Here is a 24,380-nt window from a genome sequence, read left to right as displayed (position 1 = left end):
GCGAGGGGTTTACTTTCCCGAGTCCTTGACGTCGGCGAACTTGTCGAACTCGATGTTGTACAGCTCGCTGCCGCGCTTCTCCACCTTGCGGATGTAGACGGTCTGGACGACGTCGCGCGTGGCCGGATCGATCAGGATCGGCCCGCGCGGGCTCATGATCTTCATGCCCTTGAGCGCGCCGATGATCTTGTCGCCATCGGCCGCGCCGCTGGTTTTCTTCAGTGCCTCGTAGATGGCGGCCATGCCGTCATAGGCCGCGACGGTCATGAAATTCGGGCGGCCCGCGCCGGGATTGGCAGCGGAATAGGCGCTCAGGAACGCCTTGTTCTCGCGCGAGTCGTGCGCCATCGAATAGTGGAACGAGGTGATGACGCCGAGCGTCGAATCGCCCATGGCGGGCAGCACGTGGTCGTCGGTCAGGTCGCCGGTGGCGATCACGCGGATGCCGGCCTCCGCCAGCCCGCGCTCGCGAAAGCCCTTCATGAAGGCCACGCCCTGTTCGCCGGCCGGCAGGAACAGGAAGACCGCCTCGGGCCTGGCGTCCTTGATGCGCTGGATGAACGGCGCGAACTCCGGGTTGCGCAGCGGCACGCGGATCGATTCCACGACCTGCCCGCCGCCGCCGATGAAGTTGGTCTTGAACGCGGTTTCCGCATCGATGCCCGGCGCATAGTCGGCTACCAGCGTGACCACCTTGCGCACATTGTTCTTCACGGCCCACTTTGCCATCGGCGCGGAGATCTGCGGCAGCGTCATCGACACGCGCGCAATGTAGTTCGACTTGGTGGTGATGACGGACGACGCCGCATTGAAGATCACCATCGCCTTCCTTGCCTGTTCGGCGACGGGCGCCACCGCCAGGGCTTCCGGCGTCAGGCCGAAACCGGCCAGGATGTCGACCTTGTCGCGCACCACCAGTTCCTGTGCGAGACGCTTGGCGACGTCGGGCACCGGGCCCGTGGTGTCCTTCATGATGACCTGCACCTTGCGGCCCGCCACGGTATCGCCATGGAGCGACTGGTAGGCCTTCACGCCGGCTTCCATCTGCTTGCCGTAGTCGGCGAAGCTGCCTGAGAAGGGGGCGATCAGGCCGATCCTGACCGGCTCGGCGGCAAGGGCCGGGGCCGACAGCAGGGCGACGGCGCCGCAGGCCGCAATGGCGCGCTGCAATAGCGGGAAGCTCATGGATTCTCTCCTCGAATCAGGGCGTGTGCGGCACTTGCGGCCGCATCGAGGAGGCAGTGTAGGAGGGTGCCCGGGCCAAGGCAATCCCGATTGATACGGGTGCCCTGGCCCGATTCAGGCGGTTCAGACGACGGTGGCGAGCGCCAGCGTCAGCAGCAGGGCGATGACCGAGATCAGCGTTTCGCAGACCGACCAGGTCTTGAAGGTCTGGGTCACGGTCATGTTGAAGTACTCCTTGACCAGCCAGAAGCCGCCATCGTTCACGTGCGACAGGATCAGCGAGCCGGCGCCGGTGGTCAGCACCAGCAGTTCGGGTCGGGTGCCCGGCACGCTGGCCGCGATGGGTGCGACGATGCCGGCGGCGGTGGTCATGGCGACGGTGGCCGAACCGGTGGCGATCCGGATCATGACGGCCACCAGCCAGCCCAGCAGCAGCACGGAAACGTGGGCGTTGGTGGCCACGTCGACGATTGCATTGGACACGCCCGAGTCGCGCAGGATGCGGCCGAAGCCACCACCCGCGCCAACCACCAGCGTGATGATGGCCGTAGGCGCCACGCACTCGTTGGTGAACTTAAGGATCGCCTCGCGGTTGAAGCCGCGTGCCTTGCCGAAGGTGTAGAAGCTCACCAGCGCGGCGATCAGCAGCGCCATGACCGAGTTGCCGATCAGCTTGAGGAAGTCGTTGGCGAAAGTCTTGGGCGTGGTGAACAGGTCGGCCCAGCTGCCGATCAGCATCAGGATCACGGGCAGCAGGATGGTGAACACCGTAATGCCGAAGCCGGGCAACTGGTGCGAAGCCTTGACGCCTTCGTCTTCCTCGGTGAACTGCGCGGCCAGCGGATTGACGTCGGGCAGCTTGACGTAGCGGTCCATCAGCTTGGCGAACAGCGGGCCGGCAATGGCCGCGGTCGGGACCCCCACGATCAGCGCGTACATGATGGTCTTGCCGATATCCGCGCCGTATGCCGTTACGGCCAGGAGGGCAGCGGGGTGCGGCGGGATCAGGCCGTGCACGACGGACAGGCCGGCCACCATCGGGATGCCGACCAGCACCATCGACGTGCCGGTGCGCTTGGCCACGTTGAAGGCAATCGGGATCAGCAGCACAAAGCCGACCTCGAAGAAAACCGGCAAACCGACGATAAAGGCGATGGTCACCATTGCCCAGTGGACGTTCTTCTCGCCGAAGAAGTCAATCAGCGTGCGCGCGATGCGTTCGGCGCCGCCGGACTCGGCCATCATCTTGCCGAGCATGGTGCCCAGGCCGATCACCAGGGCAATATGGCCCAGCGTGCCGCCCACGCCGGCTTCGAACGACTTGATGATGTCGCCCATCGGCATGCCGACGGCGAAGCCGAGCAGGACAGAGACGACAACCAGGGTGATGAAGGGATTCAGCTTGAAGCGCGCGATCAGTATGACCAGGGCGATCACTGCGATCAGCGCGTACACCAACAGTGTGGTTCCGGTGACGGCACCCATGTTGTCTCCTTTGTGTGGAAAATGGCCGCTTGTGGCGGCAGTATTTGTAGTTCAGTTCATGTCCCGCCCGGATTGCGGGCGGGGAAAACGCAATCAGGCAATCAGCGGGCAATCAGCGGGCGATCGGCTCAGGCCGCCGGCTTCTTGTACGCGATGCAGTCCACTTCGACCTTGCAATCCACCACCATGCTGGACTGCACGCAGGCCCGGGCGGGCGGGTTGGCGCCGAAGTATTCCTTGAAGATCTTGTTGAACGCGGCGAAGTCGCGCGCGTCGTCCAGCCAGACGCCGCAACGCACCACGTGCTCGGGGCCGTAGCCGGCCTCGGCCAGGATGGCCAGCACGTTCTTGATGGCCTGGTGGGTCTGCGCAATGATGCCGCCGTCGATCAGTTCGCCATTGACCATCGGCACCTGGCCGGAAACATAGAGCCAGCCGTCGGCCGCCACCGCACGGGCAAACGGCATATGCTGGCCGCCCTGGCCGGTGCCGCCTTCTACGCCAAATCGCTTGATATCCATGAAAACTCCTGAAATCGGTGAAACAAAAAAGGGGAGATCAAACCGCCGGCCGGGAGCCGCGCGGCAGGAACCGGCCGGCGCGCACGCCGGTGGGCTGGCGCTGCTGCCAGGACAGCTCGCCGTTCACCCAGACCGCGGCAATGCCTTCGGCCGGTTGCATCGGATCGGTAAAGCTGGCCGCGTCGCGGATCGTGTTGGCGTCGAACAGCACCAGGTCGGCCCAGTAGCCTTCGCGCACGAAGCCGCGGCCGGTCAGGCCGAAGCGCTCGGCGGACATGCCGCTCATCTTGTTGACGGCCACCGCGAGCGGGAACAGTTCGCGGTCGCGCGCATAGTGGCCAAGCACGCGCGGGAACGCGCCCCACAGGCGCGGATGCGGCAGCGGGTCGTTGGGCAGGCCGTCGGAGCCCACCACGGTGGCCGGATGGCTCAGGATGCGGTCGACGTCGGCGTCCTCCATGCAGTGGTAGACGGCGCCGGCCGGCATCAGGCGGCGCGCGGCCTCGTGCAGGTCGACCTGCCATTCGGCCGCGATATCGGCCAGCAGGCGGCCGCCCATTTCCGGCGCGCCTTCGGACCACGTCACCATGATGTCGAAATCGCTGGTCACCTGCTTCAGGTCCAGCGTCGACGAACTCGCGGTGTAGGGGTAGCAGTCGCAGCCCACGGGCTGCCAGCGCTGGGCGGCGTCCAGCGCGCCAAGAACTTCCGAGCTGCGGCCCCAGTTGGGCACGCCGGCGCATTTCAGGTGCGAGATCACCACCGGCACGCGCGCATGGCGGCCAATGCGGAACGCTTCGTCCATTGCGTCGAGGATCTCGGCAAACTCGCTGCGCAGGTGCGTGGCGTAGAGCGCGCCGGCATTGGCGAGCGGCTCGGCCAGGGCCAGCACTTCCTCCGTGGTCGCCGAGAAGGCGTTGGCATAGGCCAGCCCGGTGGACAGGCCCAGCGCGCCATGCTGCAGGGCTTCTTCCAGCTGTGCGCGCATGGCGGCAATTTCGGCGGGCGTGGCGGCGCGGTCCAGCTTGTCCATCTGGTTGCTGCGCAGCGCGGTATGGCCGACCAGTGCCGCGACGTTGACGGCCGGCCGCGCGGCATCTACGGCTTCCACATACGAGCGGAAGTCCGGATAGCGGAAGGCGTCGGCATGCCCGAGCAGGTTCATCGGATCGGGCGGATCGCCCGACAGCACCACCGGTGCCGCGCTGATGCCGCAGTTGCCGACGATCACCGTGGTCACGCCTTGCGACAGCTTGGGCGTCATCTCGGGCTGGCGGACCACGTTGGTGTCGTCATGCGTGTGCACGTCGATAAAGCCGGGCGACAGGACCAGGCCGTGGCCTTCGACCACGTGCGCGGCGGTGTCGGGCTCGATGGCGCCGGCCTCGTCGATGCGCGCAATCAGGCCGTCGCGCAGGGCCACGTCGGCCATGCGGGCCGCGGCCCCCGAGCCGTCGAGCAGCGTGACGCAGCGGATCAGGGTGTCGAACAGGTGTGGCATAGGTTCAGTCTCCCAGCGGCTGGCGGCCGTCCGGGCCGGCGCCTGTGTCCTGGCCGCGCTCGCCGCCGGGGCCGCGGTGAGCGTCGAGCACGTATTTCAGGCGGCGCAGCCGTTCCTTGCTCTGGTCCGGCTGCAGCAGCGCGCACTGCGTGGCCAGCACGTCCAGCACCAGCAGCATCGCGTAGCGCGAGGCCGACGGCTTGAAGATGAAATCGGTCTCCAGCGTTCGCACGGGCAGCAGCACGTCCGCACGCGCGGCCAGCGGCGAGCCCAGCGCGGTCACGGCCACCAGCGTGGCGCCGTACTCGCGCGCGATATCGCAGCTCGCCAGCATTTCCGGGACGCTGCCGCTGGCGGAAAACGCAAGCACCACGTCGTCGCGGCCGAGCGTTGCCGCCACCATCTTCTGCAGCAGCGCATCCTGGTAGCTGGCCACCGGCTGGCCAAGCCGCGCCAGGCGGTGGCGCGCCTCGTCGGCCATGAAGGACGAGCCGCCGCCCATGCCAAAAGCGTAGACCATGCGTGCGCCCAGCAACAGGCGCGCGGCCTGATCGATGCGGTCGGCATCGATCAGCTTGCGGTTGACTTCGAGCGCGCCCAGCACGTCGGCATGGATGCGGTCGGCCAGGGTGGCGGGGGTGTCGGCCGGCGCCGGCGCGCCATCAGGCTGCAGGAAACGCATGCCGACCGCGGTAGCCTGGGCCAGCCGCAGCTTGAGGTCGCGCACATCGCGACAGCCGATCGCCTTGGCAAAGCGGGTTACGCTGGCTTCGCTCACGCCGGCCTTGCGCGCCAGCTCGTTGATGCTGGCCGCCGCCGCGCCGGCAAGGTCTTCCAGCACGATTTGCGCCACTTTCTGCTCGGCCAGCCGCAACGCGGGGCCGCGCTCGGCAATGCGGGTCAGGATGTCGAAGGGCGCGGTCATGGCTCGGAAAGGTCTTGGGGCCGGCGAAGGGCTATAACTGATAGTGCCCGTCCGGTTGCGAGCCACCAGGCTCGCCATCCGGGAACGGTGTGTTACTTTATAACAAGGATGAAATATCGTAATTTCAGGGATATCATTACGTCAATCAGATTTTTTCAGGGTGATGACAGGCATGCGTGAAACAAAGTACCAAGCCGGCACGATCGATCCGCTCAACAAGGCGCTGGGCCGGCTGGAGGCCCCGCTTGCGCCCGAAGACGCCGGCCAGACCGGCTGGGGCCTGCTGCAGGAAGAGCTAAGCCTTCCTGCGGCGGTGCTTTACGAGGAGCGCCTGTCTCATAACCTGCAATGGATGCGCCGCTTCATGGATGAATACGGTGTGCAGCTTGCACCGCATGGCAAGACGACCATGGCGCCCAAGCTGTTTGCGCGCCAGCTTGGGGCGGGCGCCTGGGGCATTACGCTGGCGACGGCGCACCAGACCGCCGCGGCCCATGCCCACGGCGTGCGCCGCGTGCTGATGGCCAATCAGCTGGTGGGCCGCCGCAACATGGAGATCATTGCCGACCTGTTGCGCGATCCTGGCTTCGAGTTTTTCTCGCTGGTCGATTCGGCTGACCTGGTGGACCAGCTCGGCGCATATTTCCGCGAACGCGGCCAGACGCTGCAGGTGCTGCTGGAGCTGGGCGTGGAGGGCGGACGCACCGGCGTGCGCGACGCCGCGCAGCAGGCCGACGTGCTGGCGGCGCTGGCGCGCTGGCCGGACGCGCTGTCGCTGGCGGGCGTGGAGATCTATGAAGGCGTGCTGAAGGAGGAGGCGGAGATCCGCCGCTTCCTGCAGCGCACCGTGGCGGTCACGCGCGAGATTGCGCAGCAGGGCCGCTTTGGCCGCAGCCCGGTGGTGATGTCGGGAGCCGGCTCGGCCTGGTACGACGTGGTGGCGGAAGAATTTGCCCGCACCGATATCGGCACGCCGATCGAGGTGGTGCTGCGCCCCGGCTGCTACCTGACCCACGACGTGGGCGTCTACAAGGCTGCGCAGGAACGCATCCTGGCAAGCAACCCGGTGGCGCAGAAAATGCGCGAAGGCCTGCTGCCCGCGCTGCAACTGTGGGCCTATGTGCAATCGGTGCCCGAGCCCGACCGGGCCATTATCGGCATGGGCAAGCGCGACGCCGCGTTCGATGCCGGCATGCCGATTCCGGCGGTGATCTACCGCCCGGGCAGCGCCGCGCCGGTGGCCGTGCCCGCGCACTGGGAAGTCACGGGCATGATGGACCAGCACGCATACCTGCAGATCCGCGCGGGCGACGATATCCGGGTCGGCGACATGATCGCCTTCGACATCTCGCACCCGTGCCTGACTTTCGACAAGTGGCGCCATATTCCCGTGCTGAACGGCGACATGCGCGTCATCGACATTGTCCAGACCTTCTTCTGAGGCGAGCGCGCCATGAGCATCGATATCCTGGCCTATGGCGAGCCGCTGGTGGAGTTCAACCAGCAGCCCGACGATCCGACCCGCTACCTGCAGGGCTTTGGCGGCGACACTTCGAACTTCTGCATTGCTGCCGCCCGGCAGGGGGCGACCACGGGCTACATCACGGCGGTGGGTGCCGACAGCTTCGGCGAACGCCTGATGGCGCTGTGGACGCACGAGCGCGTGGACACGCGTTACGTCCGGGTGGACCCGGTTGCGCCGACCGGCGTGTATTTCGTCAGCCATGACAGCCATGGCCACCGCTTCGACTACCTGCGCGAGGGTTCCGCCGCGGCCCGTTACCATCACGAACAGCTGCCGCTGGCCGCGATCGCGCAGGCCAGATTCCTGCACCTGTCTGGCATCAGCCTGGCCATCAGCACCAGCGCCTGCGATGCGGGACTGGCCGCGATGGAGCATGCGCGCAAGGCCGGCGTGAAGGTGTCGCTCGATACCAACCTGCGGCTGCGCCTGTGGTCGCTGGCGCGGGCGCGCGGCATCATGCGCGAGGCGTTCTCGCTCACGGACGTGTGCCTGCCGAGCTGGGACGACATCACCGTGCTGACCGGTCTCGATGACCGCGACGCCATCGTCGACTACCTGCTCGGCTGCGGCGTTGGCCTGGTGGCGCTCAAGCTCGGCGAAGAGGGGGCCTACGTGGCCACGACCGAATCACGCACGCTGGTGGAGCCGTTTGCCGTCAAGCCGGTCGATGCCACCGGGGCCGGCGATTGCTTTGGCGGCAGCTTCATTGCGCGGCTTGCAGCGGGTGCCGATCCGTTCGAGGCTGCCCGCTTTGCCAACGCGGCTGCCGCGCTGTCCACCACGGGCTATGGCGCAGTGGCGCCGATTCCATCCGCGGAAACCGTGCTAGCCAGGCTGGCGCAGTCGGTGTCCGTGATTGCCTGATTGATGCATGGATCGACTGATCCACGGATATTCTTTCTTCTCTGCAACCATCCAGACTGCCATGCAAGTTCAACCTTCCCCGCTGCTCGCGCGGCTGGCCAATGTGCCGGTCATTCCTGTACTGGAGTTCGGCTCCGTAGACGAGGCCCTGCACGTCAGCGAAGCGCTGGTGGCCGGCGGGCTGCCGCTGCTTGAAATCACGCTGCGCACGCCGGTGGCCATGGACGCCATGCGTGCCGTGGCGGCGAAGATCCCGGGTGCGTGCGTGGGTGCCGGCACGGTACTGACCGTGGAGCAGCTCCATGCAGTGCGCGATGCCGGCGCGCAGTTTGCCGTGTCGCCTGGCCTGACGCCCGCGCTGGCGGCAGGGGCGCAGGGAGCCGGCATTTCGCTGCTCCCCGGCGTGGCCACGGCCAGCGAGGCGATGGCCGCGCTGGAAGCCGGCTTCACCTTCCTGAAGTTCTTCCCGGCGCAGGCCGCGGGCGGCGTGCCGATGCTCAAGTCGCTGTACGGGCCGCTGTCGCAACTGCGTTTCTGCCCGACAGGCGGCATTGACGCGGCGCTGGCGCCGAGCTACCTCGCCTTGCCGAACGTGGCGTGCGTGGGCGGTTCCTGGGTGGTGCCCAAGGACGCCGTCGCCGCCGGCGACTGGGACCGCATCCGCAAGCTGGCCGAACACGCCGCGTCGCTGCGGCTGCCCTGAGATTCGGACACCACAGCTTCCGGCATGAAAGCAAAACGGCACGCATTGCGTGCCGTTTTGTCCTTTGCGCCGAGCCTTTCCAAAAGGCCTTGGCCTCTTACTTGTGGCTGTCTGCCGCGCCTTCCAGTTTCTGGCCGCCGCGCTGGAGATCCTGGCCGAGTCCGGCCATGGTATTGCAGCCAGCCAGCAAGGTCGCGAACAGTACGCACCAGATCCAACCTTTTTTCACGCCGGGCTCCTTTGAGTTCATGGACATTTCCGGGCAGATTTTACCCGCCGGTGCCGCTTGGCATCACATTGATGTGTGGCAATTTGTAAATCGTACCCGGCCGCGTCGCGCATTACGCGCATCACGCGGCCGGCCCCAGCAATTCCCGGGCGCGCTGCTGGATGGCCCAGTGTGTCTGTGCCAGCCAGTTGGCAGGAAACGGCTGGGCGAGCAAATAGCCCTGGACGCTGTGGCAACCCCAGCCGTGCACCTGTTCCAGTTGCTTGCGCGTTTCCACGCCCTTGGCGCAAACCATGGCGCCTGCCTTGCGCGCCAGGGTGCAGGCAGCATGCAAGCCCGCCGCTGCATTGGCGGGCTGGTGGGCGTGGCCGAGGCTGCGCACATCGAGCGTGACACGGTCTGGCCGCAGCCGGCCAAAGGTCTCAAGGCTTTCCGGGCGGTCGTTGAAGTCGCCGAGCGCAAGTTGCAGGCCGCGCCGGCGCAGCGCTTCGAACCGGCCGATCAGTTCCGCGTCATCCGGCACGTTCGTGGATGGCACTTCGATGCAAAGCCGTTGCGGTGCGATGGCCCCGGTATCGAGCGTGCGCGCAAGCGCATCGACCATGTCCAGTTGATGCAGTTGCGCACTGGAGGCCAGCAAGGTGAACTGCAGCGGGCCAATATCCGCCGCCGCGCGGGCCAGCGGCGCCAGGCTGCGAAGCAGCCAGTTGCCCACCGGTCCCATCAGCCCGAGACTATCCAGCGCTGGCAGGAAGTCCTGCGGCGCGACCCTGCCGAGTGCGGGATGGCGCCAGCGCAGCCGCACCGAGTAACCGCTGATCCGTGCGCCCTCGAAATCGGCGCGGGGCTGCAGGTGCAGGCCCAGTTCGCCGCGTTCCAGCGCGTGCGGCAAGGCGGTGAGCACCTGATCCTCCGCGGGCGGCCCGGCCCGCGCGGCGCTGGCCAGCCCGTCTCCCCCCTGGCGGCAGATCCGCAGCATGGCGTCGATGGCATGCTGCAGGCTGCGTTCGGCGGCTACGTCGGGGTGGTTGAGCGACACGCCAACGCTGCAGGACAGGAACGGCTCGGCGCCGTCGAGCGTGAAAGGGCGGGCCAGTTCATCGGCCAGGCGCTGTCCCAATCGGACCGGGTCCGGCGTTGAGGCCGGCAGCAAGGTAAGCACGGCAAGATCGGCCGAACCCAGCCAGTACACGCGGGCTTGGGGATGAAGCCAGCGCGTCAGTCGCGCCAGCACGAGCTGGCGCAGCCGGGCCGCCCCTTTGGGCCCGAGCGATTCGCACGCGCTGGCAAAGCGATCCAGTCGAATGGCGAGAATGACTAGTTGCGCGCCGCCGGAAGATGCGCGGCAATCCGCCAGCGCAGCCACGAATGCGGCCGGCTGGACCATGTCGTACGCATTGCCGGCACGTTGACCGGCGCTGTTGTCGGCGTCGTCTTGGCGCATGCGGTCAATATGCCGGCGTCAGCCGGTGGTTTCCTCTTCGGGGCCTTCGGACGGCGGCACGCGCGAGGCCAGGACCTTGTCGATGCGCTTGCCGTCCATGTCCAGGATTTCAAAGCGCCAGTCTTGCCACTGGACGCTGTCCGCGGTTTGCGGCAACCGGCCGAGCAGCAGCAGGAGCATCCCGGAGAGCGTGTGGTAGCGCTCTTTCTCTTCCTCGGGCACCTGGCGCAAGCCGATGCGGTCCTTCAGTTCGGGGATGGGGATCAGGCCATCGAGCAGCCAGGAGCCGTCTTCACGCTGGATCGCCCATTCCTCGTCCACGCTATCGGGCTTGAATTCGCCGGTGATGGCTTCGATCAGGTCCTGCAGCGTGACCAGCCCGAGCACCTCGCCGTACTCGTCGATCACGAACGCAATCTGGCCACCGGAGCCGCGGAAGTTCTCCAGCAGTTCCATGCCCGTGACGCTCTCGGGCACGAAGACCGCCGGCTGCACCACGGTCATCAGGTCGGCTTCCTCGCCGCGCAGGCGGCGGGCCAGCAACTGGCGCGCACTCACCACGCCAACGATGTCGTGCATGCCGCCGCGCACGACCGGAAAGCGGGAATGGTCCGATTCCTCGATGCGCTTGAGGTTGTCTTCCAGCGGCACTTCGACGTCCAGGTACACCACGTCCCCGCGCGGCACCATCAGCGAAGCCAGCTGGCGGTCGTCGAGGCGGAACACATTGCGCACCATGGTGTGCTCGTGATGCTCGATGACGCCGGCCTCCGAGCCCTCGACCAGCAGTGCATGGATTTCTTCCTCGGTCACGCCCGGGCCGCGATTGGTATTGACGCCAAGCGCACGCAAGACCAGGCGTGTCGACCCGGACAGCAGCTTGACGAACGGCGTGCTTGCCACGGCGAGCCAGGCAATCGGCCGTGCCGCCAGCCGGGCGATGGCCTCGGGGGCCAGCTGTCCCAGGCGCTTGGGCACCAGTTCACCCAGCACGATCGAGAAATAGGTCAGGCCAGCCACGACGATGGCCGTTGCCACGTAGCCCGCAGTGGGCTGTGTCAGCCCGAAGCCCTGCAACCATACGCCCAGCGGCTGCGCCAGCGTGGATTCGCCCACCACGCCGTTGAGCACGCCAATCGACGTAATGCCGATCTGGACGGTGGACAGGAAGCGGGTCGGGTCTTCGCCAAGCTTGACAGCCTCGATCGCTCCGCGGTCGCCTTCTTCAATCCGGCGCTGCAGACGCGCCTTGCGGGCGGTGACCAGCGCGATTTCGGACATGGCGAACAGACCGTTGAGCAGAATCAGCGCCAGCAGTATGGCAATTTCCATCAGGGGGCGCGCCCTTCGCGCGCGGGAATCAAAAGGTCTAGCATACCATTCGCCTGTTACAACCTGTCTCGGGGTGATGTGGACTGCGCCCATGCAGGTGTGGCAAAGATCGTGGCTATTTGCGATTTGTTACTGGCGCAAGCAAGCCGGTCCGTTATCCTCTGTCTGACAATAATCTCCACAAAAGGAAAAACATAATGTTCCGAGGACTTGCGCTGCTATTGGCGAGCACGGCATTGCTGGCCGGCTGTGTGGTCGCGCCATACGACGACGGTTACGGTGCCGGGCACGGTGGCTGCCCGCCTGGCCAGGCCAAGAAGGGAAACTGCAGGGTGGATCAGTACGGTAACCAGAGCTTCTGTCCTCCGGGGCAAGCCAAGAAGGGCAACTGCTGACGCGCGGTTGTCCCCCTGCGCTCGGGCGCTGGGGCGCCACGAACATGCCGCCGGATCCATGGTGTCGGCTGATGAGGTTGTTCCGCATTGGCATCGGGCGTCCGTGAATCTTGCTGATTACCTTCAAGGTAGTCGCCGGGCAACGTGTCTCATGCTGTAATACGTCACATGGAGACGCTCACGCCCGGTTCCGAAACCGCCCTCGATTTTCCCGGCCTGCTGCGATACTGGCGCGGCAGGCGCGGCTATAGCCAGCTTGCACTTTCGCTGGCGGCGGGGGTGTCGCAGCGCCACATCAGTTTCCTCGAGTCCGGCCGCTCCAGGCCTAGCCGCGCGATGGTGCTGGCGCTGGCCGAACGGCTCGGCGTGCCGCTGCGCCAGCGCAACCGCATGTTGCTGGCGGGCGGTTTTGCTCCGGGATATAGCGAACACGCGCTCGCCTCTGCGCCTCTGCAGATGGTCCAGCAGGCCATTTCGCTGATTCTTGCGAAGCAGGAGCCGTTCCCGGCCGTGGTGCTCGACCGCTTCTGGAACCTGGTCGACGCGAACCCGGCCTATCGCCGCATGTTCGATGTGCTGCTCGACGGCCGAGTGCCTGCGGCGCTGGAGGAGGGCGGCGAGCGCATCAACCTGATGCTGACCGTGTTCGATCCGCAGGGCTTGTGGCCGGCGATCGAGAACGCCCGGCAGGTAGGCCGCTACCTGCTGCGGCGGGTCTGGCAGGAGCTCCAGGTCCAGGCGAATGACCAGTCCGCGCGCGAAACCTTCGCGCGCATCGCAGCCTGGCATCCGGACATGGTGAGCCCGGCCGGTGCGCTGCTGCCTGATGAGGACGCGGCCGAGGGACCGCCACCGCCAGTGCTGCCGGTCACGCTGTGTGCCGGAGCGTTCCGCGCCTCGTTGTTTTCCACCATCACGACGCTTGGCATTCCGCAGGACGTCACGCTGCAGGAAATGCGCATCGAGTGTTTTTTTCCGGCCGACGAGGCCACGCGCGAGGTGTTCGAGACGCTGGCGCACGATTCGCCTCCGCGGCGTCAGAAGCGGTAGCGCAGGTACACCGTGCTGAAGCTGGTGCCAGGGTTGGGCTCCTTGATCCCGGCATTCGAGATGTGCTGGTAGCGGTAGCCGACCGCGAACTGCTGCGCCTTGCCGAACGCCACGCCGACACCTGCGTATTCCGAGAACTGGAAGGCGGTGGAGTACACGTGATCGTCGGAAGTTCGGGTCTCGGTCAACAGGCGCACGCCAAGCGACAGTTCCAGGAACGGCACCCAGCTATAGCGCTTCCACTGCAGCCTGGCCACGGGCGAGAAGCCGAACTCCCACGGGTTGCGGGGGTTGTTGCTGCTGGTGCTATGCCAGCGCGCGACATTGACCTCCCAGAGCACGTCGGCCAGCAGGCCTTGCGGGTTGCCCCAGGCAAAGCCGGAGTCCCACTGGAAGGCGGCTTCGATTTTCTGGACGTCATGGTTGGTATCGACGCCATAGCCGATCTGGACCGCAGGGATCGGTGGGGCCGCCTGGGCCAGGCCGCTCCCCAGGGCTATGCCCGAGACGGCCGCGATCAGGGCCGCCCGCCTCAAACATCGTGTCCGCGAAGACTGGTGGCGCAGGGGTGCAGTCGCGGAACAGCCGGGGCGGGCATCGGGCAGCGATCGCATAGGTTGGCTCGTTATTGTCTGGCTCGTTATTGTCGGGGGACGGCCCCGGACCGTGCCGCATAAGCGCGTCCGGGACCGGGCGGTGACGCGCACAGTCACTTTTTCATCACACCTAAGGTAGTTGTAGTACACGGCGGGCCACGTTGCACGCCGAAGAAAAAAGAACAGTCGTGCTACCATCACCCCGCCGGCACTTTTCGCGCCTTGCTATCGAGGCTCGGGCGCGGACGTCGGCACCGTTACGTCTTCAGGGCGGGGTGAAAGTCCCCACCGGCGGTATGCCGCAGCGTACGTTTCCGTACGATGCGGCGAGCCCGCGAGCGCCTGCATATTGCGTGCAGGGTCAGCAGACCTGGTGCGAGGCCAGGGCCGACGGTCATAGTCCGGATGAAAGAAGATGGGCGCAAGCCTGCCTGCCGTCTCGGGCGCAAGGGCATCGAGGTCACGCTTGCCGCGGCCGGACGCATGGGTCCGCGCACGGGTGCGTGCCGTCGTGCCGCATGCTCGCCGGGGTTGCCAGCGCGCTTCCGTTGATCCTCCCCTGGAACGCCCACTGATCAGGTAGCAAGGAGCGTTTCATGTCAAACCTTTCCAACGAATCCGATTCCATCACGCTTGCGTCCGACGCGGACGAGCGTCCTTTGGCCCTGCGCATTGCGCAGGCGCTCGACGCCATGCGCGAAGGCCGCCCGGTTGTGCTGCTCGACGACGACGATCGGGAGAACGAAGCCGATCTCATCCTGGCCGCCGAGTGCCTGACGCCCTTCAACATGGCCATGATGATCCGCGAATGCAGCGGCATCGTGTGCCTGTGCCTGACTGCCGGCAAGGTGCGAGAGCTTGGGCTGCGCCCCATGGTGGAAAACAATCGCAGCCAGTACGGAACGGCGTTCACCGTGTCGATCGAGGCGCGCGAAGGCGTTACTACCGGCGTGAGCGCAGTGGACCGCATCACGACCATTCGCGCGGCAATCGCGGACGATGCCGGGCGCGATGCCCTGGTCAGCCCGGGCCATGTGTTCCCGCTGGTCGCCGTGGATGGCGGGGTCCTGGTGCGGCGCGGGCATACCGAAGGCTCGGTGGAACTGGCCCGGATGGCCGGCCTGTCCCCCGCCGCGGTCCTATGCGAACTCATGAATCCCGACGGCACCATGGCGCGCCGGCCCGAGGCGCTGGCGTTCGCTGAAATGTACCGGCTGCCGGTGCTCACGATCGCCGATCTGGTTGCCTGGCGCGAGATTCACGGTTGATTGCGGACGATGCGCGCTTGAATTCGCGCCGCGCGGGTCGGCAAGCGCGGTGGCATATGCGACAATGCGGCTCGTTTTTCCCGTCAATTCGAGGGTGATTCAATGATTTTCCGCATTGTCCGATGCGCTGCCGTGCTGTGCGGCTGCGCCATGGGCCTGAGCGCCCACGCTGAATCCGGGATGGGCTACGAGAGCCGTCCCGCCGCTGCCACCGGCCTGTACCAGTGCCCGCAGGCGTCCGGAGACATGGTCTTCCGCGCCACGCCACGGGAAGGCTGTACCGTTGCCGCTGCGCCGGAAGCGGCGGCACCGGATCCGCAGCGCTGGCTTCCGCTGATGGGCGCCAACGGCGTGATTTCGTACTTCGACCAGGTTGCCGTCAAGCGTGCCGGGCCGGAGGTCGGCGTGGTGGTGATGCGCAATGCGCCGACCGGGGTGATCCGCACCACGAATGGCGAACCTATCCGGTCGTCGCTCAAGCGCATGGTGCTCAACTGCGCATCGTCGATGGTGGCCGTGGTGGAGCAGACGCTCTACAGCAAGCGCTTCGCACGCGGCGAGGCGCTCTACACGATCCGCTCGCCGCAAGCTACGCGGTTCCAGCCGGCGGCCACCGGGTCGGTGGCCTCGGAGCTGATGCGCCGGCTGTGCCGTTGACGACCTGCCGGACTTTATTCAGCGACCTGGCGTGACTTCCACTGGCCGTCCTTCTGCTTGCAGAACCAGCCGCTCCAGTGCTCTTCGGCGGTGCCGCGCTTGAGGTCGGTCTTGAGCCTCCGGCATGACTGGCCCTGGTCGGTCTTGCTCATGACCGGCGTCAGCGTGCCGTCCACGGGCAGGCGCTTGCCGCTGGCCGGAAACTGCCAGGTGATCGACTGACCGTCAGCGGTGTCGTTCAAAGCCTTGCCGATCGACTTGGCGAACGATGCCGCTTCATCCTTGTTCAGCTTGCCGATGATGGTGCCCGACAGGTAGTTGTCGAAGTAAGCCTGGGCGGGAGCGGACACGGCGAACATCAGCGTGGCGCCCAGGGCGCTGACCAGGGCAACGGTGGGGAGGCGTCGGGCTTGCCGAGACAGCATGGTCGTTCCTTTTCGGTTCGTTGGCGCGGCGTGCCGTCGCGCGGGCCAGTGCATTGTAAGCCCAACCAGCGCGCCGATGACGACTGGCGGCGCCTCTTGCGACGCTTGCGCAGGGGCGTGGTTGACAGGGGATTTTCACTGGCCTAGCGTTGATTGTTGCCACGGATGCTTGCACGACGCCATCCGCATCGACAGGCAAACGGGGCACAACGCGCAATCACCGCGAGAGGAGTCCCCATGAAGCTGCGCCACCTTACCCTCGGCCTGGCCTTCGCCGCCGCGTTCGGCGTCGTGCATGCCCAATCCCCGGCTGCGAAGAGCGGAAAGTTCGACCCGTACACGGACGGCGCCAAGGCTGGCAAGTTCGACCCCTACACCGACGGCGCCAAGACCGGCAAATTCGATGTCTACACCGAAGGCGCGAAGTCCGACAACGTGACATCGTTGGCCCCCGGCGCGCGTACCGACCAGCTTCAGCCGATCGACGATGCCAAGCGGGTCGGCAAGGCTGACCCGTACACGGACGGCGCCAAGGCCGGCAAGTTCGACACCTACACCGACGGTGCGAAGCAGTAGCAGTAGCGCCTCGTAGCTGGCCGGGGCCCACGCCGCGCGGTAGTTGCTGCTGTCCGCACGGTGTGACGCGGACGTCCGCGACGATGGCGCGATGCGCCTTTGCCGCGGCAGGGGTTTCATTTTGTTGCAAACCTTGCGTGATCGAAACGTGACTTTTTCGTCTCGAATTGTTAAGGTTTATTGCACTTCGCACCCAAAGCGAGACCGGGCCGGCTGGCTCGGTTTTTTTCGTGCCCGGGCCGGCCGTGACCGTCGTGTCAGGTCTGTCTCTTGCTTGGCGGACCCATGAGTCGCCCGCCAGGCTGTCCGCCATTCCGGCCGCAAGAGCCGGTTGCACCGTCCACATTTCCAATCTGGGCATTCATGTCATCAAACGCCACGCTACGCCTGTCCGCCCCTTCGCCTGCACGGCCTTCCGACAGTGTCCGCTGTCGCGGTGCATCGGCCGGCACGCGTGCGCGCGTGGCTCGGTGGCTGGGTGGCGGCGCCCTGGCAATGCTTGCCATGGCGGCGCATGCCTTCGATTTCGATACGGTCGCGGCGCGGGCACGCCAGCTGGCGGCGTCTCCGTACAAGGCCCCCGCACAGAACCTGCCGCGTGAACTGCGCGAGCTGTCCTACGATCAATACCGCGAGATCGAATACAAGCCCGAGCGCTTTGCGTGGCGCAATACGCGCCTGCCGTTCGAGCTGTCTTTTTTCCATGAGGGCATGGTGTTCGACCAGCCCGTGCGCATCCACGAAGTGGTCAGCGGCAGCGTGCGCGAGTTCCGCTTCGATCCGGCCGCGTTCAACTACGGGCCGCACAAAGTCGATGCCGCGCGGATCAGGGGTTTGGGCTTCGCCGGTTTCCGCGTGCTGTATCCGCTCAACCAGGGCAAGCGCAAGGACGAACTGGCTTCGTTCCTCGGCGCGAGCTACTTCCGTGCGCTCGGCAAGGATCAGTGGTATGGGCTCTCCGCGCGCGGACTTGCAGTGGACACCGGGCTCAATTCGGGCGAGGAGTTCCCGCGTTTCGTCGAGTACTGGATCGAGCGGCCCTCGGCTTCGGACAAGCAGCTGACGATCTACGCGCTAATGGATTCGCGCCGCATCAGCGGTGCCTACCGCTTCGTCATCAAGCCCGGCGAAGAGACCGCGATGGAGGTCAAGTCCCGCCTGTTCCTGCGCGAGAACGTGACCAAGCTTGGCCTGGCGCCGCTCACCAGCATGTACCTGTACGGCGAGAACCAGCCTTCGTCGCAGTCCGACTTTCGTCCGGAAGTCCACGACTCCGACGGGCTTTCGATTCATCTCGGCACCGGGGAATGGGTCTGGCGGCCGCTGGTCAATCCGAAGCGCCTGCTGGTGACGTCGTTTTCCGCGACCAATCCGCAGGGCTTCGGGCTGATGCAGCGCGACCGCAGCTTTGCCAGCTACCAGGAGATCGGCGCGTGGTATGAGCGGCGGCCGAGCGGCTGGGTCGAGCCGCGCGGGAACTGGGGCTCGGGCAGGGTAGAGCTGGTGCAGATCCCGACGCCCGACGAGACCAACGACAACATCGTCGCCTACTGGGTGCCCGACAACCCGCCCAAGCCCAGGCAGCCGTTTGACTACGAATACCGCCTGATGTGGCAGAAAGATGGCGAGCAGATGCCGCCGCTGTCGTGGGTCACGCAGACGCGCCTGGGGCAGGGCCTCACGCGCAAGCAGGACGACACCAGCTTCTCGCTGGTGGTGGATTTCGAAGGCCCCGCCTTCCGCAAGCTGCCGGCCGATGTGCGCATCGACCCGGTGGTGTCGGCCGATGCCAATGCCGAATTGATCAAGACGTCGGTGCAGCGCAATGACGCCACCGGCGGCTGGCGCATGACCATGGTGATGCGCCGCAAGGATGTCAACAAGCCGGTTGAGTTGCGCGGCTATCTTCGCAACGGCAATACAACCTTATCCGAGACGTGGAGCTACATCTTACCCCCAGGCTAAAGCAGCGACCGGCCCAGGCGGCGGCATGCGAGCGCTATGTCGACCGCCTGCCCGTATCCTCTGAATTGCGCACGGAATTGCTGGCCGATCCGCCTGCGACCGTAACCGCCGCAACCACCGGAATCGCCATCGATCCACGCGATGCCCAGGCTGCGATCGAGCAACTGCAATCCAGGCTATCGGCGCGCGAACCCGCCAAGGGTGAATCCCCCGCGCCAGGCGGGTCGACCTACGCTTCCGTAGCGCGTCGTTTCTCGCTGGCCTACGGCAATCCGCAAGCCGCCGGCGAGCCCTTGCTCAAGCGCAGACCCGACGGCACCGTCCATGTCGATACCGGACCGGAGCCGGAACGCAGCTCGATGGTGCCGCGCCAGTGGCCGCCGCATATCGTCACGGGCTGGCTGCGCAACACCTGGCGCCGCATGCTGGGCCGCCCGCAGGTTCCCGAAACCTGGGACACCCTGCACGACGGCCCCGATGCCGAAGGCAAGTGGCATCCCGCCGGCTCGCACCGGCGCTGGTTCCTGCTGGGGCTGGTGATCGCGCAGACGGTGCTGGCCACGTACTTCATGACCAAGGTGCTGCCCTACCATGGCGCCGACCCGCTCGAGATCGCGATCCTGGTCTTGTTCGCGGTGCTGTTCTCGTGGGTTTCGGCCGGCTTCTGGACGGCCATGATGGGTTTCCTGGTGCTGGCGAAAGGCGGCGACCGGCACCTGATCTCGCGCTCGGCCGCACCCGATGCACCGCTTGCGCCCGATGCGCGTACGGCCGTCATCATGCCGATCTGCAATGAGGATGTGACCCGCGTCTTTGCCGGCCTGCGCGCGACCTACGAATCGCTCGAGCGCACGGGCCATCTGGCCAATTTCGATTTCATCGTCCTGTCCGACAGCGGCAATCCGGACCTGCGCACGGCCGAGGTCGACGCCTGGATGGAAGTGTGCCGCGCGGTCGGCGGTTTCGGTCGCATCTTCTATCGCTGGCGCCGTCACCGCGTCAAGCGCAAGACCGGCAACGTGGCCGACTTCTGCCGTCGCTGGGGCCGCAAGTACCGCTATATGGTGGTGCTCGACGCCGACAGCGTGATGAGCGGCGATTGCCTGGCCACGCTGGTGCGCCTGATGGAGGCGAATCCGGGTGCAGGCATCATCCAGACCGCACCGCTGGCAGTGGGGCGCGAAACGCTCTATGCGCGCGTACAGCAATTCTCCACGCGCGTGTACGGTCCGCTGTTCACGGCGGGGCTGCATTACTGGCAACTGGGCGAATCGCACTACTGGGGCCACAACGCGATCATCCGCGTCAAGCCCTTCATGGAGCACTGCGCGCTGGCGCCGCTGCCCGGGCGCGGGCCGCTGTCGGGCGAGATCCTGTCGCACGACTTTGTCGAAGCCGCATTGATGCGTCGCGCGGGCTGGGGCGTGTGGATTGCGTACGACCTCCCGGGTTCGTACGAGGAACTGCCGCCGAACCTGCTGGACGAGGTCAAGCGCGACCGCCGCTGGTGCCAGGGCAACCTGATGAATTTCCGGTTGTGGCTGAAGCAGGGCTTTCACGTGGTGCACCGCGCCGTGTTCCTGACCGGGATCATGGCCTACCTGTCGGCGCCGCTGTGGTTCCTGTTCCTGTTGTTGTCCACGGCGATGCTGGCCCGCCATGCACTGGTGCCGCCCGAATACTTCACGCAGCCTTACCAGTTGTTTCCGACCTGGCCCGAATGGCATCCGGAGAAGGCGCTAGCGCTGTTCTCGGCCACTGCCACGCTGCTGTTCCTGCCCAAGCTGGCCAGTGTGCTGCTGCTGGTGCGGCAGGCCCGCCAGTATGGTGGCTTGTCGCGCCTGGTGCTTAGCATGCTGATCGAGGTCGTGCTGTCCGCGTTGCTGGCGCCGACCCGGATGCTGTTCCACACCAAGTTCGTCGTGGCGGCCTACAGCGGCTGGGGGATTTCCTGGAAATCGCCGCCGCGCGAGGACGCGGAGACCTCCTGGGGCGAAGCGCTGCGCCGGCATGGATGGCACACGATGCTCGGGCTCGCGTGGGGTGCGCTGGTGTACTGGCTGAATCCGTCGTTCGTGCTGTGGCTGTTGCCGATCGTAGGTTCGCTGGCGTTGTCGATTCCGCTGTCGGTCATGTTGTCGCGGGTGTCGTTCGGCCGCGCATCGCGCGAGGCCGGGCTGTTCATGATTCCCGAAGAAGCCATGCCGCCCAGGGAAATCGTCGAGACCCAGCAACACGTGGAGCAAGCGGCCGAGACGCCCGACTTCGTGGATGCCGTGGTGGATCCGGTGACCAATGCGCTGATGTGTGCCACGGCATCGGCCCGTGTCGTGCAGCCGGCATCCGTGAAGGAGCGTCACGCCGCACTGGTGCAGCACGCACTGACGAGCGGCCCGCGCGCGCTGACGGCGTCGCAGCGGCATATCCTGCTGGGTGATCCGTTTGCGCTGTCAAGGCTGCATGAACTGGTCTGGGGATCGCCGCTGGCCGATGCCGGGTGGAAGGATATCCGCCTGCTGGCCCGGCGCGCCCCGAACGTGCTGCCGCTGCGTCCGCGCGCCGCGTGATACGGAGCCGGGGCGCGGTACGCCCGCGCGGCGCATCGAAGTTGCGCCGCGGTCCTCAGCGCAGGGCCGCGGTGCAGATCGGCGCGTTGATGTAGACGTCGCCCACGCGGCGTTCGCCGCGATCGTTCCGTGTCATGTAGCGGAACATCATGCTGACGCCAAGCTTGGTCAGGATTTCCACGTCGCGGTTGGCGCAGATATTGCGCTGCAGCGGCGCCGCGTAGTTGACCTCGAAGCTTGCAAGATCCAGCATCGGCCCACGGTAGTTGGTCAGCTCGAGCTGGAACAGGACGTGTTTGCCCGGCGTCGACTGGCAGCGGCGCAGCCGGGTTTCCCCATCGATTTCTATCGGCAGTGCATCGTTGAGCTGACGGCACGCGCGCGCGAGCACGCTGTCGGGCCGATTGGTATTGCGCAGCAGTTCGGGTACGCCCGCGGCGCCGGTATTCTGCCCGGTGGCGGCGCCCTTGAGCATGCGGGACAGTGCGTCGGCTTCATCGAATACGGGGGCGGGCGCCGTGGCCGAGGCGGGCGTGCGCAGCGGTGTCGGCGCGCTTTGCGCCGGCCCGGGCCGCAGCAGTACAGCCGCGAGAGCGGCTGTGCCTAGCGTAGCGGTGAACGGCGTGTGTCGTAGTCTCATGCAGGATAACGTTGCCGGGGCAAGCCTGTCGCCCCTCTCTGCGCGGCCGCCGGTCTGTCGCATGGACAGGGCCAACAGGCTCGCATTGTACCCTCCACCCCCATTCGCGTGAAAGCAGCGCCACACGTTAACTCGTGCGCGGCTTCGCAAAATTGCCAGTCAGTCCAATACTGCCAAGATTAGGATATTTGTCGAACCCGATGTTGGCGGGGCATGGCAAGGCGCCGCCGCGGCGGGGCGGCAGATGTTACCGGCAGCGAAATTTGTCATTCCAGCCAGTTTTGTCATGCTGTGCAACAATTCGCGGTCTGGCGGCTGGCTGGCACGCCGCCGCCGGCACGGACTTCCGGAATTCACACTGATGCCTCAATCCTCCAGCAGCCACAAGGCTGCGCGCTTTCCCGTCTGGCTGCTGATCTGTGCTTCGCTGACGGCCATTGCGCCGTTGTCGATCGATATGTACCTGCCCAGCTTCCCGGCGCTGTCCGCGGACCTGCACGTGGATATCGGCCAGGTACAGCTGACGCTGGGCACTTTCCTGGTCGGGCTGGCACTCGGGCAGGCATTCTACGGACCGATCAGCGACCGCTTCGGGCGCAAGCCGCCGTTGTACGTCGGACTGGCCCTGTACGCGCTGGCCGCGGCGGGCTGCGCCATGGCGCGCAGCGTCGAGTCGCTGATGCTCTGGCGTTTCCTGCAGGCGCTGGGCGGCTGCGCCGGCATGGTGATGGCCCGCGCGGTGATCCGCGACCGGCTCGAGGCCCACGAATCGGCCCGGGCCTTCTCGTCGCTGATGCTGGTGATGGGGTTGGCGCCGATCCTCGCGCCGATCATCGGCGGAGCCATCCTGACGACGCTGGGCTGGCGCGCCATCTTCTGGCTGCTGACGCTTGCGGGCCTGCTGATCCTGGCGCTGGTGCACTTCCGCATGGAAGAGTCGCTGCCGCGGGAACGCGCCGCGCGGCTGCATCCCGGTACGGTCGCAGCCAGCTATTTCGAGTTACTGCGCGACCGCGAGTTCCTGGGCTATTCGCTGGCAGCCGGATTCGGGCAGGCCGGCATGTTCGCCTATATCGCCGGGTCGCCGTTCGTGCTGATCGAACTCCACGGCATCGACCCCTCGCACTATGGCTTTGTCTTCGGTGCCAATGCGTTCGGGCTGATCGCCATGTCGCAACTGAACGCGCGCCTGGTGCAAGGGCGCACGCTTGACCGGGTGCTCGGCCGCGCGGTGCTGGCACCGTGTGCCGCGGGCCTGATGCTGGCGGCCGCGGCGCTGGCCGGCGTACTGGTGCTGCCCGTGCTGCTGGCCGGGTTCTTCGTCTTTATCGGATCGCTGGGCTGCATCACGCCCAATGCGTCGGCGCTGGCGCTGACGCATCAGGGGCATCGCGCCGGCACGGCCTCCGCGCTGATGGGCACGCTGCAGTTCTCGCTCGGCACCGTGGCCGGCGCCGCCGTCAGCCTGTGGCACGATGGCACGGCCCTGCCGCTGGCAGTGGTGATGGCCGCGTGCGGTATCGGTGCGGTAGCGCTGCGCGCCTGGGGGAGCGCGCGGCCGTCTGCAACGGCGGTAGCCTGAGCGTCAGGCCGCGGCGTTTTTCACGACCACCATCTGCGCCGGCATGGGCGCGGCGTAGCCCGCCTGGCCAAAGCTTTCGCGGATGATGCGATTGGTGTCGAAATACACCTGCCAGTAGTGGTCGTTGTGGCAGTAGGGACGTACCGCCAGGACCGGCCCCACCAGCGTGAATTCCAGGATCTCGACGTCGACCGGAGGATCGGCCAGGACGTTCGGAATCGCGCCGATACGCTCCTTGAGCAGCGTCATCGCCGCGGCGGCGTCGGTACTGCCGGCGAGCTGGGCCTTCAGTTCGACGCGGCGGAACGGGTTGATGCTGAAATTCTGGATGGTGTCCGAGAAGATCTTGTTATTGCCGATCACCGTCAGCACGTTGTCCGGCGTGTCTAGCGTCGTGGCGAACAGGCCGATCTCGCGCACCGTGCCGGTGACCCCGCCGATGGTCACGAAATCCCCGACCTTGAACGGTCGCAGCACGACCAGGAACGCGCCGGCCGCGAAGTTGGCCATCAGGCCCGACCAGGCCATGCCGATGGCCACGCCGGCTGCGGCAATCAATGCCGCGAAGGTCGTGGTCTGGATGCCGAAGTAGCCCAGGATGCCGATCACCAGGACCACATTCAGCGCGACCGTTACGATCGAGCCGACGTAGCGCAGCAGGGTCGGATCCACCTGCTGCTTGCCCAGCCCGCCCTGGACCATGCGCACCACCACGTGGATCAGCCAGCGGCCGATGATCCAGAAGGCCAGCGCGGCCAGGATCTTGACCCCGAACTCCGTGGCATAGGCAATCACCACGATCCTCAACTTTTCCAACGTTGACGCATCCATCGGCATTCCCCTGGTCGATTGGCCGGCAAAGGGCCGGCACCAAACGAAGAACTGCGAAGACTGGCTGGCAAATCTTGCACGCTGGCGCGTCGCAAGATGACGGGCACGGCAATT

23 protein-coding genes and 1 riboswitch are annotated in these 24,380 nt (G+C 66.2%); of the genes, 11 read left to right on the top strand and 12 right to left on the bottom strand.

Annotation, left to right across the window (positions count from 1 at the left end; genetic code table 11):
• Nucleotides 1-9: 9 nt before the first annotated feature.
• From ACIGJC_RS23225 to ACIGJC_RS23205, 5 genes are all read right to left on the bottom strand, one after another.
• Complete coding sequence (locus ACIGJC_RS23225; RefSeq protein ID WP_483711763.1) at nucleotides 10-1,185, bottom strand: ABC transporter substrate-binding protein; 1,176 nt, start codon at nucleotides 1,183-1,185, stop codon at nucleotides 10-12.
• Between the two features lie 123 nt (nucleotides 1,186-1,308).
• Entirely contained in the window at nucleotides 1,309-2,670 is a 1,362-nt protein-coding gene (locus ACIGJC_RS23220; RefSeq protein WP_483711762.1) for a GntP family permease, read from the bottom strand.
• A 128-nt stretch (nucleotides 2,671-2,798) separates the two neighbouring features.
• Nucleotides 2,799-3,191, bottom strand: a complete 393-nt coding sequence (locus tag ACIGJC_RS23215) for a RidA family protein (protein ID WP_483711761.1) — start codon at nucleotides 3,189-3,191, stop codon at nucleotides 2,799-2,801.
• A gap of 37 nt (nucleotides 3,192-3,228) precedes the next feature.
• On the bottom strand, nucleotides 3,229-4,692 hold the full coding sequence (locus ACIGJC_RS23210) for an N-acyl-D-amino-acid deacylase family protein (RefSeq protein ID WP_483711760.1): 1,464 nt from the start codon (nucleotides 4,690-4,692) through the stop codon (nucleotides 3,229-3,231).
• A 4-nt stretch (nucleotides 4,693-4,696) separates the two neighbouring features.
• Nucleotides 4,697-5,617: a MurR/RpiR family transcriptional regulator gene (locus tag ACIGJC_RS23205; protein ID WP_483711759.1), complete on the bottom strand. Its 921-nt coding sequence runs from the start codon at nucleotides 5,615-5,617 to the stop codon at nucleotides 4,697-4,699.
• Between the two features lie 172 nt (nucleotides 5,618-5,789).
• On the opposite strand from ACIGJC_RS23205, the gene ACIGJC_RS23200 reads away from it, so the two are divergent.
• The 3 genes from ACIGJC_RS23200 (at nucleotide 5,790) to eda (ending at nucleotide 8,709) form a co-directional block, all read left to right on the top strand.
• Nucleotides 5,790-7,058, top strand: coding sequence for an amino acid deaminase (locus tag ACIGJC_RS23200; RefSeq protein WP_483711758.1), 1,269 nt, complete (start codon nucleotides 5,790-5,792; stop codon nucleotides 7,056-7,058).
• Nucleotides 7,059-7,070: 12 nt separating this feature from the next.
• Complete coding sequence (locus tag ACIGJC_RS23195; protein ID WP_483711757.1) at nucleotides 7,071-8,006, top strand: sugar kinase; 936 nt, start codon at nucleotides 7,071-7,073, stop codon at nucleotides 8,004-8,006.
• A 61-nt stretch (nucleotides 8,007-8,067) separates the two neighbouring features.
• A complete protein-coding gene (gene eda / locus ACIGJC_RS23190; RefSeq protein WP_483711756.1) occupies nucleotides 8,068-8,709 on the top strand; it encodes a bifunctional 4-hydroxy-2-oxoglutarate aldolase/2-dehydro-3-deoxy-phosphogluconate aldolase in 642 nt (213 codons plus the stop codon).
• A gap of 97 nt (nucleotides 8,710-8,806) precedes the next feature.
• Here the strand turns inward: eda and ACIGJC_RS23185 are convergent, their stop codons facing one another.
• From ACIGJC_RS23185 to ACIGJC_RS23175, 3 genes are all read right to left on the bottom strand, one after another.
• A complete protein-coding gene (locus ACIGJC_RS23185) occupies nucleotides 8,807-8,938 on the bottom strand; it encodes an entericidin A/B family lipoprotein (RefSeq protein WP_483714360.1) in 132 nt (43 codons plus the stop codon).
• Nucleotides 8,939-9,059: 121 nt separating this feature from the next.
• Entirely contained in the window at nucleotides 9,060-10,382 is a 1,323-nt protein-coding gene (locus ACIGJC_RS23180; protein ID WP_483711755.1) for an EAL domain-containing protein, read from the bottom strand.
• Between the two features lie 18 nt (nucleotides 10,383-10,400).
• Nucleotides 10,401-11,714 (bottom strand): hemolysin family protein, encoded by a 1,314-nt coding sequence (locus ACIGJC_RS23175; protein ID WP_483711754.1) that lies wholly within the window; start codon nucleotides 11,712-11,714, stop codon nucleotides 10,401-10,403.
• 197 nt (nucleotides 11,715-11,911) lie between these two features.
• Here ACIGJC_RS23175 and ACIGJC_RS23170 point away from each other — a divergent pair, with 197 nt between their 5' ends.
• Together ACIGJC_RS23170 and ACIGJC_RS23165 are read left to right on the top strand one after the other, a co-directional pair.
• Nucleotides 11,912-12,109 carry a hypothetical protein gene (locus ACIGJC_RS23170; RefSeq protein ID WP_483711753.1) on the top strand — a complete coding sequence of 66 codons (198 nt, stop codon included), beginning with the start codon at nucleotides 11,912-11,914 and terminating at the stop codon, nucleotides 12,107-12,109.
• A 168-nt stretch (nucleotides 12,110-12,277) separates the two neighbouring features.
• Nucleotides 12,278-13,159: a helix-turn-helix domain-containing protein gene (locus ACIGJC_RS23165; RefSeq protein ID WP_483711752.1), complete on the top strand. Its 882-nt coding sequence runs from the start codon at nucleotides 12,278-12,280 to the stop codon at nucleotides 13,157-13,159.
• Here the strand turns inward: ACIGJC_RS23165 and ACIGJC_RS23160 are convergent.
• On the bottom strand, nucleotides 13,147-13,695 hold the full coding sequence (locus tag ACIGJC_RS23160; RefSeq protein WP_483711751.1) for an acyloxyacyl hydrolase: 549 nt from the start codon (nucleotides 13,693-13,695) through the stop codon (nucleotides 13,147-13,149). The two genes, ACIGJC_RS23165 and ACIGJC_RS23160, sit on opposite strands and share 13 nt — an antisense overlap.
• A gap of 317 nt (nucleotides 13,696-14,012) precedes the next feature.
• Nucleotides 14,013-14,176: riboswitch (FMN riboswitch) on the top strand.
• Between the two features lie 175 nt (nucleotides 14,177-14,351).
• Here ACIGJC_RS23160 and ribB point away from each other — a divergent pair.
• Both ribB and ACIGJC_RS23150 read left to right on the top strand, forming a co-directional pair.
• A complete protein-coding gene (ribB, locus tag ACIGJC_RS23155) occupies nucleotides 14,352-15,023 on the top strand; it encodes a 3,4-dihydroxy-2-butanone-4-phosphate synthase (protein ID WP_483711750.1) in 672 nt (223 codons plus the stop codon).
• A 102-nt stretch (nucleotides 15,024-15,125) separates the two neighbouring features.
• Nucleotides 15,126-15,680, top strand: a complete 555-nt coding sequence (locus ACIGJC_RS23150; RefSeq protein WP_483711749.1) for a surface-adhesin E family protein — start codon at nucleotides 15,126-15,128, stop codon at nucleotides 15,678-15,680.
• 14 nt (nucleotides 15,681-15,694) lie between these two features.
• Here the strand turns inward: ACIGJC_RS23150 and ACIGJC_RS23145 are convergent, their stop codons facing one another.
• Nucleotides 15,695-16,105 (bottom strand): RT0821/Lpp0805 family surface protein, encoded by a 411-nt coding sequence (locus ACIGJC_RS23145; RefSeq protein WP_483711748.1) that lies wholly within the window; start codon nucleotides 16,103-16,105, stop codon nucleotides 15,695-15,697.
• 237 nt (nucleotides 16,106-16,342) lie between these two features.
• On the opposite strand from ACIGJC_RS23145, the gene ACIGJC_RS23140 reads away from it, so the two are divergent.
• The 3 genes from ACIGJC_RS23140 (at nucleotide 16,343) to mdoH (ending at nucleotide 21,213) form a co-directional block, all read left to right on the top strand.
• Nucleotides 16,343-16,681, top strand: coding sequence for a hypothetical protein (locus tag ACIGJC_RS23140; protein WP_483711747.1), 339 nt, complete (start codon nucleotides 16,343-16,345; stop codon nucleotides 16,679-16,681).
• Nucleotides 16,682-17,044: 363 nt separating this feature from the next.
• Complete coding sequence (locus tag ACIGJC_RS23135; RefSeq protein ID WP_483711746.1) at nucleotides 17,045-18,646, top strand: glucan biosynthesis protein G; 1,602 nt, start codon at nucleotides 17,045-17,047, stop codon at nucleotides 18,644-18,646.
• Entirely contained in the window at nucleotides 18,619-21,213 is a 2,595-nt protein-coding gene (mdoH, locus tag ACIGJC_RS23130) for a glucans biosynthesis glucosyltransferase MdoH (RefSeq protein WP_483711745.1), read from the top strand. The genes ACIGJC_RS23135 and mdoH overlap by 28 nt, the downstream gene beginning before the upstream one ends.
• 55 nt (nucleotides 21,214-21,268) lie before the next feature.
• Here the strand turns inward: mdoH and ACIGJC_RS23125 are convergent, their stop codons facing one another.
• Nucleotides 21,269-21,853 carry a hypothetical protein gene (locus ACIGJC_RS23125; RefSeq protein ID WP_483711744.1) on the bottom strand — a complete coding sequence of 195 codons (585 nt, stop codon included), beginning with the start codon at nucleotides 21,851-21,853 and terminating at the stop codon, nucleotides 21,269-21,271.
• A 361-nt stretch (nucleotides 21,854-22,214) separates the two neighbouring features.
• Here ACIGJC_RS23125 and ACIGJC_RS23120 point away from each other — a divergent pair, with 361 nt between their 5' ends.
• Nucleotides 22,215-23,435, top strand: coding sequence for a Bcr/CflA family multidrug efflux MFS transporter (locus tag ACIGJC_RS23120; RefSeq protein WP_483711743.1), 1,221 nt, complete (start codon nucleotides 22,215-22,217; stop codon nucleotides 23,433-23,435).
• Nucleotides 23,436-23,438: 3 nt separating this feature from the next.
• Here ACIGJC_RS23120 and ACIGJC_RS23115 read toward each other — a convergent pair whose 3' ends face one another.
• Nucleotides 23,439-24,266, bottom strand: a complete 828-nt coding sequence (locus ACIGJC_RS23115; protein ID WP_483711742.1) for a mechanosensitive ion channel family protein — start codon at nucleotides 24,264-24,266, stop codon at nucleotides 23,439-23,441.
• Nucleotides 24,267-24,380 lie beyond the last annotated feature (114 nt).

The organism is Cupriavidus sp. C3SS-1, from assembly GCF_057073755.1.
This window is presented reverse-complemented; position numbering and strand designations above follow the sequence as displayed.

Coding starts and splice junctions, on each gene's coding strand:
- ACIGJC_RS23145 (WP_483711748.1), bottom strand. CDS start 16,105: ATGCTGTCTCGGCAAGCCCGACGCCTCCCCACCGTTGCCCTGGTCAGC.
- ACIGJC_RS23220 (WP_483711762.1), bottom strand. CDS start 2,670: ATGGGTGCCGTCACCGGAACCACACTGTTGGTGTACGCGCTGATCGCA.
- ACIGJC_RS23165 (WP_483711752.1), top strand. CDS start 12,278: ATGGAGACGCTCACGCCCGGTTCCGAAACCGCCCTCGATTTTCCCGGC.
- ACIGJC_RS23135 (WP_483711746.1), top strand. CDS start 17,045: ATGTCATCAAACGCCACGCTACGCCTGTCCGCCCCTTCGCCTGCACGG.
- ACIGJC_RS23210 (WP_483711760.1), bottom strand. CDS start 4,692: ATGCCACACCTGTTCGACACCCTGATCCGCTGCGTCACGCTGCTCGAC.
- ACIGJC_RS23180 (WP_483711755.1), bottom strand. CDS start 10,382: ATGCGCCAAGACGACGCCGACAACAGCGCCGGTCAACGTGCCGGCAAT.
- ACIGJC_RS23120 (WP_483711743.1), top strand. CDS start 22,215: ATGCCTCAATCCTCCAGCAGCCACAAGGCTGCGCGCTTTCCCGTCTGG.
- ACIGJC_RS23200 (WP_483711758.1), top strand. CDS start 5,790: ATGCGTGAAACAAAGTACCAAGCCGGCACGATCGATCCGCTCAACAAG.
- ACIGJC_RS23225 (WP_483711763.1), bottom strand. CDS start 1,185: ATGAGCTTCCCGCTATTGCAGCGCGCCATTGCGGCCTGCGGCGCCGTC.
- ACIGJC_RS23170 (WP_483711753.1), top strand. CDS start 11,912: ATGTTCCGAGGACTTGCGCTGCTATTGGCGAGCACGGCATTGCTGGCC.
- ACIGJC_RS23195 (WP_483711757.1), top strand. CDS start 7,071: ATGAGCATCGATATCCTGGCCTATGGCGAGCCGCTGGTGGAGTTCAAC.
- ACIGJC_RS23115 (WP_483711742.1), bottom strand. CDS start 24,266: ATGGATGCGTCAACGTTGGAAAAGTTGAGGATCGTGGTGATTGCCTAT.
- ACIGJC_RS23150 (WP_483711749.1), top strand. CDS start 15,126: ATGATTTTCCGCATTGTCCGATGCGCTGCCGTGCTGTGCGGCTGCGCC.
- ACIGJC_RS23205 (WP_483711759.1), bottom strand. CDS start 5,617: ATGACCGCGCCCTTCGACATCCTGACCCGCATTGCCGAGCGCGGCCCC.
- ACIGJC_RS23175 (WP_483711754.1), bottom strand. CDS start 11,714: ATGGAAATTGCCATACTGCTGGCGCTGATTCTGCTCAACGGTCTGTTC.
- ACIGJC_RS23140 (WP_483711747.1), top strand. CDS start 16,343: ATGAAGCTGCGCCACCTTACCCTCGGCCTGGCCTTCGCCGCCGCGTTC.
- ACIGJC_RS23125 (WP_483711744.1), bottom strand. CDS start 21,853: ATGAGACTACGACACACGCCGTTCACCGCTACGCTAGGCACAGCCGCT.
- ribB (WP_483711750.1), top strand. CDS start 14,352: ATGTCAAACCTTTCCAACGAATCCGATTCCATCACGCTTGCGTCCGAC.
- eda (WP_483711756.1), top strand. CDS start 8,068: ATGCAAGTTCAACCTTCCCCGCTGCTCGCGCGGCTGGCCAATGTGCCG.
- ACIGJC_RS23215 (WP_483711761.1), bottom strand. CDS start 3,191: ATGGATATCAAGCGATTTGGCGTAGAAGGCGGCACCGGCCAGGGCGGC.